Here is a 13,719-nt window from a genome sequence, read left to right as displayed (position 1 = left end):
TCCTGAATTATGGACTTTTCCCGCTTTTTCATCGACAGACCGATTTTTGCCGCGGTGCTGTCGATCCTGATTTTTGTTGGTGGTTTAATCTCCATCCCGCTTCTGCCGATCAGCGAATACCCGGACGTGGTACCGCCGAGCGTGCAGGTACGCGCCGTGTATCCGGGTGCCAACCCGAAAGTGATCGCCGACACCGTGGCTACACCGCTGGAAGAGTCGATCAACGGCGTTGAGAACATGATGTACATGAAATCTGTGGCTGGTTCTGACGGCGTGCTGGTCACCACCGTGACTTTCCGCCCGGGTACTGACCCGGATCAGGCGCAGGTTCAGGTGCAAAACCGCGTGTCTCAGGCGCAAGCCAGATTGCCGCAGGACGTAATTCGCCAAGGGATCACCACCCAGAAACAGTCTCCAACGCTGACGCTGGTGGTGCATCTGTTCTCCCCTTCCGGCAAGTACGACTCGCTGTATCTGAGTAACTACGCCACGCTGAAAGTGAAAGACGAGCTGGCGCGTTTGCCGGGCGTCGGTCAGGTGCAAATTTTCGGTGCCGGTGAGTACGCGATGCGCGTCTGGCTTGACCCGAACAAAGTGGCGTCGCGCGGCTTAACGGCGTCTGACGTGGTCAACGCAATGCGCGAGCAGAACGTTCAGGTCTCTGCCGGTCAGCTTGGCGCTGAGCCGATGCCGACCAAAAGCGACTATCTGCTGTCGATTAACGCCCAAGGGCGTCTGCAAAACGAAGAAGAGTTTGGCAATATCATCCTGAAAACCAGCGATGACGGCACCGTGGTGCGCCTGCGCGACGTGGCCCGTATCGAGATGGGGTCAGGTAACTACGCGCTGCGTTCCCAGTTGAACAACAAAGACGCGGTAGGTATTGGTATCTTCCAGGCGCCGGGCGCCAATGCGATCAACCTGTCTGACGCCGTTCGCGACAAAATGGCCGAGCTGGCGACCCGTTTCCCGGAAGGTATGACCTGGAAAGCACCTTATGACCCAACGGTGTTTGTGCGTGACTCCATCAGCGCCGTCGTCCATACGCTGCTGGAAGCCGTTCTGCTGGTTGTGCTGGTGGTTATTTTGTTCCTGCAAACCTGGCGCGCGTCAATCATCCCACTGTTGGCGGTGCCGATTTCAGTGGTTGGTACTTTCAGCGTGCTCTATTTACTCGGTTTTTCGCTCAACACCTTGAGTCTATTCGGACTGGTGTTGGCGATAGGGATCGTGGTGGATGATGCCATTGTGGTGGTGGAAAACGTCGAGAGGAATATCGAGGAGGGCCTCACCCCGCTGGCGGCTGCCCATCAGGCGATGCGCGAAGTGTCTGGGCCGATTATCGCCATTGCTCTGGTGCTCTGCGCGGTGTTCGTGCCGATGGCCTTCTTGTCCGGCGTAACCGGCCAGTTCTACAAGCAGTTTGCGGTCACCATTGCCATTTCAACCGTGATTTCAGCTATCAACTCCCTGACGCTCTCCCCGGCGTTGGCGGCGCTGTTGCTCAAACCGCACGGCGCGAAGAAAGATATTCCGACGCGAATCATCGATCGCCTGTTCGGCTGGCTGTTCCGTCCGTTCAACCGTTTCTTCCATAAAAGTTCTGAACGCTATCAGGGAGCAGTTTCACGCACGCTCCACCGCCGTGGGTCAGTGTTCGTGGTCTATCTGCTGCTGCTTTGTGGCGCAGCCTTTATGTTCAAACTGGTGCCGGGTGGTTTTATTCCGACCCAAGATAAGATGTACCTGATTGGCGGCGTGAAGATGCCAGAAGGTGCCTCCCTTGAGCGTACGGATGCCATGATCCGCAAGATGAGTGAGATTGGGTTGAGCGTGGACGGCGTGAGTGATTCAGTCGCCTTCCCCGGCCTGAATGCGCTGCAATTCACCAACACGCCGAATACCGGCACAGTGTTCTTTGCCCTAAAACCGCTGAATGAGCGCACCCGCACTGCGGCAGCGATCAATGCGGAAATAAACGCCAAAATTTCGCAGCTTCAGGAAGGTTTTGCCTTCTCTATTATGCCGCCGCCAATTCTTGGTTTAGGTCAGGGTTCGGGCTATTCACTGTATATTCAGGACCGCGCGGGTCTGGGCTACGGCGCATTGCAAACCGCGATCAACACCATGTCCGGCGGCATCATGCAGACACCAGGCATGGGCTTCCCGATTTCATCTTATCAGGCCAACGTTCCACAGCTTGATGCCAAGATCGATCGCGATAAAGCCAAGGCCCAGGGCGTGTCGCTGGACGATTTATTCAGCACGCTGCAGACCTATCTCGGTTCGACCTACGTTAACGATTTCAACCGTTACGGCCGTACTTATAAAGTCATGGCGCAGGCCGATGGTCCCTATCGTCAAACCATTGAAGATATCTCCAACCTGAGAACCCGCAACGATAAAGGCGAGATGGTGCCGATTGGCAGTATGGTGAACATCACCACCACCTACGGTCCAGATCCGGTAATTCGTTATAACGGCTTCCCGGCGGCGGACATCATTGGTGATGCCGATCCGCGCATGTTGTCTTCGACCGAGGCTATGACCAAGGTGAGCGAGCTGGCGGATAAAGTCTTGCCGAACGGCATGAATATCCAATGGACTGACCTGAGCTATCAGCAATCAACGCAGGGCCACGCGGCGCTGATCGTCTTCCCGGTGGCCATTCTGTTGGCATTCCTGGTGCTGGCGGCGCTGTATGAAAGCTGGACATTGCCACTGGCGGTCATTCTTATCGTGCCGATGACCATGCTCTCCGCGCTGTTCGGGGTGTGGCTCACTGGCGGGGACAACAACGTCTTCGTGCAGGTCGGGCTGGTGGTGCTGATGGGGCTGGCGTGTAAGAACGCCATTCTTATCGTCGAGTTCGCTCGTGAACTGGAAATGCAAGGCAGAGGGATTGTTGAAGCCGCGCTCGAGGCATGTCGCCTGCGTCTGCGCCCTATCGTTATGACGTCGATTGCCTTTATCGCCGGGACTATCCCGCTGATTCTGGGCCACGGCGCGGGTGCCGAAGTACGCGGCGTCACCGGTATTACCGTGTTCTCCGGCATGCTGGGGGTAACGCTGTTCGGCCTGTTCCTCACGCCGGTGTTCTACGTGGCGTTGCGCCGACTGGTGACGCGTAAAGAACGTCAGGAAACCGTGGCGGTCTAACCGTAAGTAGCGGAAAGCAAAAAGGCCGGGTGAATAACCCGGCCTTTTTTATGGCTCAGTTTCAATCAACACTGAGCACTGGTGCTAAATGAAAGCTGTCTTGTGCTTATTTCTCGGCGGAAGCTTCTTCATCCTATTCCGTGCAGGCGTTTTTCTTATCGCTGCACCAGGTGCGGGTGTCATTACATTCAAACTCACTCAACGCATCAGCCACGGTGTGGCGAGCGAGCACGGCCAGCGAGGCTTCTTCAGCTTCGCTAACGACCGATTTGAAATACCAGCAGGCGTTGGCGCTGACCAGACACTTGGCTTCCACCTCGGGGCGCGACGCCCAAATGCGTTTGTCATCAATCACCGCGGTGTAAATGTCACGCAGCGTGATTTGATCTGTCGGGCGGCCGAGCGTAATGCAGCCTGTTCGGCCAAGCGTAGACACAATAATGCCGTTACGCGTCAGCGGAACCATCAACTTGCGAATAAAACTTGGGTTAGCTTCCAGAACCTTAGCCAAAACCGCACTGGTTGCACGTACGCCGGTTTTTTCGGCCACGGCGACGCTGAGTACCATTTGCATTGCAGTCGGAAAGCGAAAATCTAACATGTCATTGTCCTGAGCGACGAAGTTCTAAAAGTATATTGGCTTTAGTGAAATACGCCAAAATCCTGAACGTCAATTGGACAATAATATAACAAACACTGCTGCAATATTGAAGTTCAGCACCCTCGGAGCGCACAGATAGACTATGTTTCAGACGTTTTTACCCCAAAGGCACGCATAACTTCTATACAGTAGTCATTGTTAATTCAGGCTAAAGGATGACAAGTTGGCGCTTTCGTGGCATCGAGCGATAAACGCACAAATGGCTTACTACGGCTAAGGTTGTTGCTGGGGTGGGGATTCGCTGAGTATGCATTTTCCTGTGCCGAGCAAGTTGGCACTGGCGACAGGCTGGAAAGCAATAAATGCGCTTTTCACCAAAGCAGGATAAAAATCAGAAAATGGTTGTTCTAAATTTTTAGCTGACTGATAAAATGAGACATCCATCACACTAATGAAGCACCAATGTACAAAACCATCATCTTCGTTTGCTCCGCCTGCTTGTTGTTAAAATTAGCTCTGGACTGGCAAGTTATTCTGCAAGTCGCTGATAGCTAAAAACATATCCTTTAATCCCATAATCCAAGAATTATATAATCACAGGATTATGGGATTTCAAAATCATGAAATCACTGAATCATAAAACCTCAAGATTCAATGATTCCCCGACTGATACAGGGTCGTCACGGCCTGCTGGTTAGCACTCAGCACCTCCTCCAACGTCAACTTACCGTCCAGAAGTGCAGAGATATTTTTACCCACGGCGTCACCCATCTGGTCAAAGCCCGGAATACTGACATACTGCACGCCCTGATAAGGCACAGGGAACAGCGTTGGCTGCTCGGGTGTGGCGGTTTCTAAAGCCTGTTTCACCCGCGCCGCGTAAGGCGCCAGCTTCTGATAATGAGGTTCAGCATAAGAGGAATAGCGGCTGCCGGGAGGAATTGCGCCCCAGCCCACTGTCTGCGCAACTTGCTGGATATAGGCCGGCGACGTCGCCCAGGTGATAAAAGCCTGTGCCTGAGCCTTTTGACTGCTACTCTGCGGCACAGCGAGTGACCAGGCCCAAAGCCAGTGCGATCCGTTAGAGGAAATGGCTACCGGTGCTGGCGCAAAGTCAACCTTGTCCGCCACCATCGAGATTTGCGGATTAGTCACCATCCCAGCCGCTACCGTGCTATCGACCCACATTGCACATTTACCTTGAGAGAAGAGCTTGAGGTTTTGCCCAAAACTGTTCGATTTTGCATCCGGCGGACCATAGTTTTGCAGCATAAACACATAATCTTTTAAGACGTTACGCCATTCGTCGCTGTCCAAATGAGGCTTCCAGTCGGCGTCGAACCATTCGGCCCCATAGGCATTGGCCATGGTGGTGACTAACGCGACGTTGTCACCCCAGCCAGCTAACCCACGCAGGCAGAGACCGTAAATCCCCTGCGACTTATCAGTCAGTTCAGCGGCAAGATTTTTGATTTCATCCCAGCTTGGGTTTTCTGGCATTGTCAGGTGCTTAGCCGCGAACAGGTCTTTGCGATAATAAGTCATGCTGCTTTCACCATAGAAAGGTAAAGCATAGAGCTTGTTCTGCCAGGAAAGAGCACTACGAATGGGTTTCAGCAAGTCATCAACCTGATATTCAGCCGGCAGATTATCCAGCGGCGTGAGCCAGCCTTTTTGGCCCCACAGCGGGACTTCATAAGTGCCTACGGTGATGACGTCGAAGTTCGCTTTTTCGCTGCTCATATCACTGAGAACCTGCTTGCGCAGTTCGCCATCATCCATTACGTGCCACTCGAGTTTGATATCAGGGTGAGCCTGTTCATAACTGGTGGAAAGCTGCTGCATAATGGTCATATCGCCATTCGAGATGGTGGCAATCTTCAAGGTGGTCACGGCATGAGCATTCAGGCTTAACGCCGCCATCGCCACAGGAAAAAGCCATTTTAGCCCTTTTAAATCAGACATTAACCGGCTCCAGCGTTGAAGCCGTCGCGGGCTGATAGGCGTCTGCCACGGGTTGCTTAGTGACTTTGTCAGGAGCGGCAGGCGGTATTTTTTTCAAATGGAAGAAAGCCATTTTCTCCACCAATTTACCGGCGTGGGCATTTACCGTCTGGCTGGCAGCGGTGGCTTCTTCAACCAACCCCTCGTTTTGCTGAATCGCGCTCTCCATCTGCACGATTGCAGCATTAACCTGAGTAATACCGCTCGACTGTTGGTTACTGGCAACGGCTATCTCAGCCACAAAATTCACCACTTTCACCAAACCCTCGTTGATTACATTGAGGGTTTCACCGGAACGCAGAACCAGTTTGCTGCCCACATCTACCTTGCTGACGCTAGCCTGAATTAGGGTCTTGATCTCCTGTGCCGCTTTAGCTGAGCGCTGCGCCAACTGGCGAACTTCAGCAGCGACCACGGCAAACCCCCTGCCCTGCTCGCCTGCGCGAGCCGCCTCGACCGCCGCATTGAGCGCTAGTAGGTTTGTCTGGAAGGCAATCTCATCAATGACGCGGTTGATATCGCCAATCTTCTTACTCGACTGTTCAATATCTTGCATTGCCGTGACAGCGTCACTTAGCACTGAACTTCCCTTTTGCGCATGCTGTCGCACGGTTTGCACCAGTTGGCTGGCCTGCGAGGCGTTGTCCGCATTGAATTTCACGGTGGCCGTCATCTGTTCCATGCTGGCGGCGGTCTGTTCGAGGGAGCTTGCCTGAGAGTGAGTACGCGCAGCTAAATCATTGTTGCCCTCTGCCATTTGCTCCGCCGCCTGGCTTAAAGCTTTGGCACTCTCGCCAACATCGCGAACGATGGATGACAGCCGCGCGTCCATTTGGGCCAGCGCCTGCATCAGTCCCCCCATCTCATCCCCTGGAATATCGCCGATGTGATGATTCAAGCCACCCGCTGATATGGATTCGGCCAGACGTTTTGCCCGACTGATAGCCGCAGTTAAAGAGCGAATAAGCAGTCCCCCGGAAATCAGCGCGATGAAAATACCGGCGGCGAGAATGCCTAACATACTGTTACGCATAGTATTAAAAGCATTAGAACTGGCACTGTAGTTGGCTTCAGCCTGCTGACGCATCAGGTTATCCAAGGCGTCGATATCTTTTTGTAGAGCAAGACTGCCGGAACGAAGGCGAGTTTCAATAATGACTAAGGCTCCCGAAGGGTTACCCGATGCCAGTAAAGAACCGGCGTCACGCAGCGCGACCTGATATTTTGCTAAATCATTGAGGAAATTCTGGCGCAAAGCAGCACTGCCTGAAACTATGGACGTCGCCTGATAGGCTTGTTGTTCAGCGACGATTTGTTTGCGGTAAGTGTCGATTTGCTGCATCCGCTGGCTCACTTCGTCGCTGTCAGTCCAATAGCGCAGTGTTTCAAAAAGCGTGGCGGACTGAAGCTGGGTCAGTCGATAAAGTTTGGCGGAGTGCTGTAGAGGAAGCAGTTCAGTACGGTAAGTGGATATGGCTCTCTGGTCGGCTGCGCGTAATCCGATGATCCCCCAACCTGTGGTGATTGCTAGCAAAATGCACAACAAACCGACGATGCCTATCAGTCGCGCGCGAATGGTGAATCGCATAACTCACTCCATAACCAAAGATAAAAGCAATGAATCCGCAGGCTATCGACATCGTAAACCCACATGATGTCACCGCCCAGAGAACAACTTATCGGCAGTTAATGGATAATCTTTATGCAGAGAAATAAATAAGCTGCGTCAGTGGAAATCCTGAGATTTTGAAATCCCACAATCACAGGATTGCAGAATTCCATGACTTTATTCTTCTAACTACGCGTTCTAGGATCCTCAAATTTAAAGATTATGGGATTATAAGATTATAGAATCCCGAGACATCAGGTGCACAAAATCATAGGATTCTAGGATTAGAATCCCCTTTAGATAAAATCTAGCACTCCCCTCCCCCGTCGCTGAGGGGTCTCATCATAATATGTAACTCATTGATTAAACTATTATGATTATGGGATTATGAAATCTCAGGATTTTGTGATGATAGGATTTGGCAAGTTAAGGTTGGAGATTTCAGCATCCTGTAATCATAAAATCTCAGGATCCTAACAAATTATATCTTAGGATTTCAGGATTTTTAAATCCTAGGATTATGAATATAACGCCGCAGCAACAGTGCCACGCCTCTTGGCTTTCCTCAAATGGAAAACTCCATTCACTATCCAAGTAATAGTGGAATCATGAGATTTTGAGATTATAGAATCCTAGCACTGCGGGGTGAACATGATGATGCAATCCTCAAATCCTAACCACCCAAGATTCAAAGATTCAGTCATCTCGAGATCCCACAATCCTAAGATAATGGGAACATCAGATGTGGTAATCTCAGAATCCTAGGATTAGGGAATTATATGATTTACAAATCCTGAGATATTGAAATCCTAGGTATTGGACATTATAGTATCCCATACTCATGAGATTCGTGGATTTTATAATCACAGAATCCTGAGATTATACGATGCCAGACTTGGATAATCTTATAATCCTAGGATTCAAAGATGGTGAAATCTTATGATTCCATAATCCATCACTAAGAGGTTGCAATGGCAGCGAAAATAATTTCCTTCCTGAACGGGAAGGGCGGGGTAGGGAAGACCACAACGTCCATTAACATCGCAACCTGTCTCGCCAGACAAGGACACAAAGTTGTGATGGTCGATACAGACCCTCAGGGCAGCATCAGCAACTGGTATGACGAAAGCAAGTGCCAGTTCGACCTTGCAGAAGCGGCGTCGGAGAAAGAAGTCTACACCGTCAGAAAACAGCTGAAGGAATATGACTACGTAGTGATCGACGGAGCTGCCGCCATATCGGCTATTTCCTCCGCAGCGGTCATGGTAAGCGATTTGGTGTTAATTCCGGTTACTCCCTCACCTTTGGACTTTGCGGCCTGTGGCGCTATCCTGGCGGTCGTAGAAGCGCGTGAAAACCTGCAACCCGTGATTGCGCGTTTTCTGATCACCAAGAAGGTCGCTTCCGCTAAAATGTTAGAAGTGTTGAAAGAGTCGATTGCAGATACTGGCGTTCCAGCACTCAGAACAGGCACCTCTCAGCGTCAAGTTTATGTCCGCACCATGATGGATGGCGGCACGGTATTTGATACCACCGACGGGAATGCGAAAGGGGAGATTGAAATTATGACCAAAGAGATCATGGAGTTGCTGAAATGAAAATGAAATTAGGCCAGCATCGACAACTCAATACGGCTCTGGAAGCTGTATCTAAACCGCCATCAAGCGTCAAAAAACTGCAAACCAATATCGACGAAGATCTGCATAAGCGCTTTAAGACCAGCTGCTTTTTGCAGGATCGTGAAATGAAAGATGTTCTAACCGAGCTTATCGAAGGCTGGTTGATCCACAACGAACGCGTTTAATCTCCGGTCTGCATGCTGATCAGCGATGGTCAGCATGATCTTCCCGCTTTTTGCCAAACCCCCGCCAGACGCCTGTTTTAAGGGAAGGATCCAAAGATCTAATAACTCTTTTGTTTCTTTTTAACTTTAAACCTTTCTCTTTAGAGCGCCTTTTTCACTTTTAGTATCAACCAGTTACGAGTCTATATGTGGAGTGATTTCATGCTTCATGTGGAGATCATTCCTGTTGAATGTGGATCCTTTTCCTGTTCCATGTGGAGTAATTTCCTGTGGATAACTTTTGGGATATCATGATCTTACTTATGTGGAGCAATTTCCTGTTGATAACTCTGGACTGTTTGAGACTTTTAGTATTTTAGCAGGATCACCGGGACTAAGCGTTATGTGTAAAGGGTTTAACTACTGCATTAGCAGGGCAGAACATCAAAGGTGGAGGAATTTCCTGTTGGTGTTGACGCCTCATATGTGGAGATTTTTCCTGTTACCGCGTCACACATGAATCCCTTACTTGAACGACTAAATGTGGAAAGATTTCCTGTACGCGTTGTCGTAACTTCATGTGGAGACTTTTCATGTTCCAGCTCTGAAATTTTCTTAAAACGTCTGCCTTATACTTTTCACTAAATCATCCACTTATGTCATGTGTGACAGCGTCACATTGTTATATGTGGAAAGATTATCTGATCATTTAACATCTCTACATACGTGGAAAGATTTCCTGTTCGATTGTCTGGATCCCTTATTGGTAGCCGTTTCTCTAACAAGGGGAGGGCGATATGTGGAGAAATTTCCTGTTGCCTCGCATCAGTCCATATGTGGAAACTTTTCATGCTGTTTGGTGGAGGCTAATGTGGAAAGATTTCCTGTAATGGGCATCGGCACAGCTAAAAACCGGTAAATTGCGAGATGAGAGCTTGATCACACAACCCAATAACCCTGTCGAAAGTTCATATGTGGAGAGATTTCCTGATCCAAACCGAAAGAAATCTCACATTGGGTTGCGCGGCGAAGTGCGATCCTTATCGCTTAATGTGGAAGAATTTCCTGTTCGCTCTGCGTCACGAATCGCCAAGGATCTTATCTTGCGAGACATCTCGAAAAATCTTATGTGGAGAAATTTCCTGATCGCACTTTTTTGGAAGCCACATAACACAATGATATAAAAGAATTAATTAGTTAGTATTTTTGCTTTACGGCAGCAATTTATATGTGGAATAATTTGTCTACATTCCACCTATGGATCCTGCGACATGGAACTCAATAAACTAACCGTTGTTCAGGGAAATGATCTTCTCGAGGGGGCGTATAGCGTAACCCTTGATGAGATGCGGTTACTCAATTTGGCTTTAGCCCAAATCGATAGCAGGAAACCACAGCCAGACACTCTTTACCGACTTTTCCCTCAGGATTATCAGCGGATCTATGGCGTGAACCCCACCAGCAGCCACAGGCAGCTGCGCGAAGCCGCTGAAAGCCTGATGAAAAAGCCGGTCACTATCTACAAACCTGATGCTAAAACCGGCAAGATCCGCACGGTTCAGCTCTCCTGGTTCTCACGACTTGAGTATGTTAGCAGCGACGATCATAGCGCCGTCGTGCTGCGTTTCGGCCAAGACGTTGCACCCTATCTCTATGAATTAAAAGAGTCTTTTACTAAACTTAATTTCGCCAACATCGCCAAGCTAGATACGCCATTCTCAGTACGGCTGTATGGCTGGTTGATCAAAGCTAAAAACCTTTACGGCCGCCGTCCCGGTAAAGCCATTGAGGTGACGCTGGATCTTAACTGGATGCGTGAGAAGGCCGGGCTGGCCGGTAAATACGAGGATTACCGCGATTTCCGCCAGAAGCTGCTGGAACCGACCATCAATCGGATCAACGCCAATACCGATATCTCAGTGGTATGGGAGCCGGTAAAAAGCGGCAGAACCGTGGTTTCAATCAAATTTGCCTACATGGACGAGTCCACGCCAGAGGCCACCAAGCCTATGCGACCACGCTTACCGCGCCGTCCTCGCGCCGTGGCAGGTTCACAGTTAGAGGGGGAGTGGGCGCGTCGCTGCATCGCTATTTTCGAAGATTATCGAATTAAATTAGCCGCTTATGATGCTGACGAGAAATCAGCAGTGCCGGATCTTCGCAAGCTGGCTGGCTGGTACAAGATCATTGGCGATAAAAACAAACAGAAAGAAGTAATGGCCGAAGTGGGTTCGCGCAGTAAAAAAGCCGCCGCTAAGTGATATCGCAGCGAATACACAACGTCTTCTAATATCAATGTAATTACGCGTAATTAACTTCTGAATAACACCTTATTTTGGCGCTCTCCCTCAGGGGAGGGCGCTTGTAATATGGCCTTGTAAGTTAGTAAGCGCTTACTGGGTGAGAGCAGGAAATCATTCCACCTTTAGCACATCCGGGTGCTTTTCTGTGGCCGCCTCGTGGAAGATGTCGCCGAGGTAAGTGGCTATCTCATGCTCTTCTATAAAGTCAGGAATAGCGACCTGATGATTAAGTGAGTACTTCCTCTCTGGCAGCGTCACGTTAAAAACCTGCCAGCGACCGTCGATTTTCTTGACGCCCAGCAGGCGGCCGAACACGTTGTAAATCATCATCGGGACACTCCTCCGTTACATTCTTCATTGATAGTCGTTTTAGGCGTAAGTATAAGCTGCTGTCTGGTTCACCCTTACTAGCAGAGTGCCAGTACAAAATTGCTATAAGCCATACTTTTTCGTTGTTAGACAAGCCGAAAACCCGACCTTACTCTTTGTCACGTTTTGTAAAATTTAATGCAAATACCTTGATGAGGAACGTCTTTTGGCAAAGTCTCTGCACGATTCTAAAACCCGCGGCCTGCCGCGCTTTACGCCACTTAAGCTGGCAGTGCTCTGTGGCTCTCTTTTATTCTCCTCTCTGTCTGTTGCTGACGAGCAGCTAAAAGAAGGCATTACGCCTGCCACCGATGCCAGCCAGATCCCCGCTGCGGCTAAGTTACGCAAAGATACCGTGATCGCGGGTATCTCTGAACCTCAGGGTATTTTTAACCCTTACTTCTTCGTAAACGGTTGGGACGAAAACGTCACTAACGTGATTTTTGCCCGACTGATCGATTTAAACAGCCACGGCGAATCTGTCCCAGGTTTAGCTGAAAGCTGGACCGTATCCCCCGATGGCAAAACCTACACCATCAAGCTTCATCCTAACCTGACTTTCAGCGACGGATCGCCGTTAACCGCTGAAGACGTGGCGTTCACTCTGACCGTACTTTATGACCCGAAATATGATGGCGACACCGACATTTCATTAGCCCATATCGTCGGCGGTGATGACTACAAAGCCGGTAAAGCAGATAGCGTATCTGGCCTGAAGGTGATCGACCCGCAGACCCTGCAAGTGACCACCACAGAGGCGGGCGCCACGACGCTGCAAAAAATCGGCGGCCCGGTTCTGTCAAAAGCCTATTACGGCAAAGGCTATTCCCGCGGCAATCTCGATGAATTGAGAACCCTGCACGGCAAGCCGCTAGGCAATGGCCCGTATGTTTACGAAAAATACATTCCGGGACAGGAGATCCGTTTCCACGCCAACACCCATTACTATAAAGGCGTGCCGCCAACGCCGCGCTTTATCTATCGCGTGACCAACCCGTCGACTAACTTCCAGCTGTTCCAGACCGGTGACACTGACTACGACGCCTTTACTTCGCGGCCAGACGATATCGAGCAGCTCAAGCTACTGGGCTTCGCCAACATCAACCTTTATGGTTCCAGCGATTACAGCAAGATTGAGTTCAACTTCCGCCGCCCGGCCCTGCAAGATGTCAAAGTCCGTCAGGCGCTGATCTACGGTCTTGATCGCCAAAAATTGGTCGACGTGGTCTATCAGGGCTACGGTACCGTAGCCAATGAGCCGATCTCGCCAATCTCTTGGGCTTACAACGCCGAGGGCGTGAATCAATACAAATACGACGCGGCCCAGGCTAAGAAACTGCTGGACGAAGCAGGTTGGAAAGTTGGCTCTGACGGCATCCGTGAGAAAGATGGCAAGCGCCTTGAACTGACGCTGCTGGTCAGCAAGAAAGTGCTGAACGACGCGCTGATCCCGATTGCCAAAGAGAACTACCGCCAGATTGGCGTGCTGCTCAAACCACAGGTATTGGACTTCAACGCGCTGATGTCCCAACGCAAGGCGGGCAACTACGATCTGGCCTCCTTTAGCACCAGTACGCTGAACGATCCGCACGACGGCGTGTGGGATTTCTATAGCAAAGAAGCCGCCACTCAGGGTGGGTACAACAACCCGCAGGTGGATGAACTGATCCATCAGGCCAATGCTGAACTGGACATTGAAAAACGTAAGCCGATTTATCATAAGTTGTATCAGGTGCTGGCCAACGATCCGCCAGTCATTCTGTTGGCAAACCGTAAAATTCTCTCGGCCAGTAGCGCACGGGTCACAGGCTTCAAACCGGATATCTACAACGGTCTGACGGGAAGCCTGCCAGATGTGAAAGTGGTTAAATAATCAGAAATAACGCCACTG

General features: G+C 50.4%; 9 protein-coding genes. 5 read left to right on the top strand and 4 right to left on the bottom strand.

The annotated features are described in order from the left end of the window. Window positions 1–9 precede the first annotated feature (9 nt). Window positions 10–3,159: an efflux RND transporter permease subunit gene (locus tag V2154_RS23395; RefSeq protein ID WP_353504248.1), complete on the top strand. Its 3,150-nt coding sequence runs from the start codon at window positions 10–12 to the stop codon at window positions 3,157–3,159. 133 nt (window positions 3,160–3,292) lie between these two features. Here the strand turns inward: V2154_RS23395 and V2154_RS23390 are convergent, their stop codons facing one another. The 3 genes from V2154_RS23390 to V2154_RS23380 form a co-directional block, all read right to left on the bottom strand. Then, window positions 3,293–3,760 carry an RrF2 family transcriptional regulator gene (locus V2154_RS23390; RefSeq protein WP_353504247.1) on the bottom strand — a complete coding sequence of 156 codons (468 nt, stop codon included), beginning with the start codon at window positions 3,758–3,760 and terminating at the stop codon, window positions 3,293–3,295. A 651-nt stretch (window positions 3,761–4,411) separates the two neighbouring features. Beyond that, the gene (locus V2154_RS23385) at window positions 4,412–5,725 is read right to left on the bottom strand and encodes an ABC transporter substrate-binding protein (protein ID WP_353504246.1); all 1,314 of its coding nucleotides are present in this window, start codon (window positions 5,723–5,725) and stop codon (window positions 4,412–4,414) included. Beyond that, a complete protein-coding gene (locus tag V2154_RS23380) occupies window positions 5,718–7,352 on the bottom strand; it encodes a methyl-accepting chemotaxis protein (RefSeq protein ID WP_353504245.1) in 1,635 nt (544 codons plus the stop codon). The genes V2154_RS23385 and V2154_RS23380 overlap by 8 nt, the downstream gene beginning before the upstream one ends. A gap of 992 nt (window positions 7,353–8,344) precedes the next feature. Here V2154_RS23380 and parA point away from each other — a divergent pair. The 3 genes from parA to V2154_RS23365 all read left to right on the top strand — a co-directional run bounded on the left by parA (window position 8,345) and on the right by V2154_RS23365 (window position 11,417). Then, window positions 8,345–8,971 carry a ParA family partition ATPase gene (parA, locus tag V2154_RS23375; RefSeq protein ID WP_034796139.1) on the top strand — a complete coding sequence of 209 codons (627 nt, stop codon included), beginning with the start codon at window positions 8,345–8,347 and terminating at the stop codon, window positions 8,969–8,971. Next, entirely contained in the window at window positions 8,968–9,177 is a 210-nt protein-coding gene (locus tag V2154_RS23370; protein WP_154147395.1) for a plasmid partition protein ParG, read from the top strand. The genes parA and V2154_RS23370 overlap by 4 nt, the downstream gene beginning before the upstream one ends. 1,250 nt (window positions 9,178–10,427) lie before the next feature. Further along, the gene (locus V2154_RS23365; protein ID WP_353504244.1) at window positions 10,428–11,417 is read left to right on the top strand and encodes a replication initiation protein; all 990 of its coding nucleotides are present in this window, start codon (window positions 10,428–10,430) and stop codon (window positions 11,415–11,417) included. Between the two features lie 153 nt (window positions 11,418–11,570). Here the strand turns inward: V2154_RS23365 and V2154_RS23360 are convergent, their stop codons facing one another. After that, the gene (locus V2154_RS23360) at window positions 11,571–11,789 is read right to left on the bottom strand and encodes a DUF7661 family protein (RefSeq protein WP_353504243.1); all 219 of its coding nucleotides are present in this window, start codon (window positions 11,787–11,789) and stop codon (window positions 11,571–11,573) included. A 271-nt stretch (window positions 11,790–12,060) separates the two neighbouring features. On the opposite strand from V2154_RS23360, the gene V2154_RS23355 reads away from it, so the two are divergent. Then, complete coding sequence (locus V2154_RS23355) at window positions 12,061–13,701, top strand: ABC transporter substrate-binding protein (RefSeq protein WP_437342052.1); 1,641 nt, start codon at window positions 12,061–12,063, stop codon at window positions 13,699–13,701. The last annotated feature ends 18 nt before the right edge of the window (window positions 13,702–13,719 follow it).

Source organism: Ewingella sp. CoE-038-23 (assembly GCF_040419245.1).
In the GTDB taxonomy this organism is placed as follows: Bacteria; Pseudomonadota; Gammaproteobacteria; order Enterobacterales; family Enterobacteriaceae; genus Ewingella; species Ewingella allii.
Note: the sequence above shows the minus strand (reverse complement) of the source record. Positions and strands in the feature narration are given on the sequence as shown.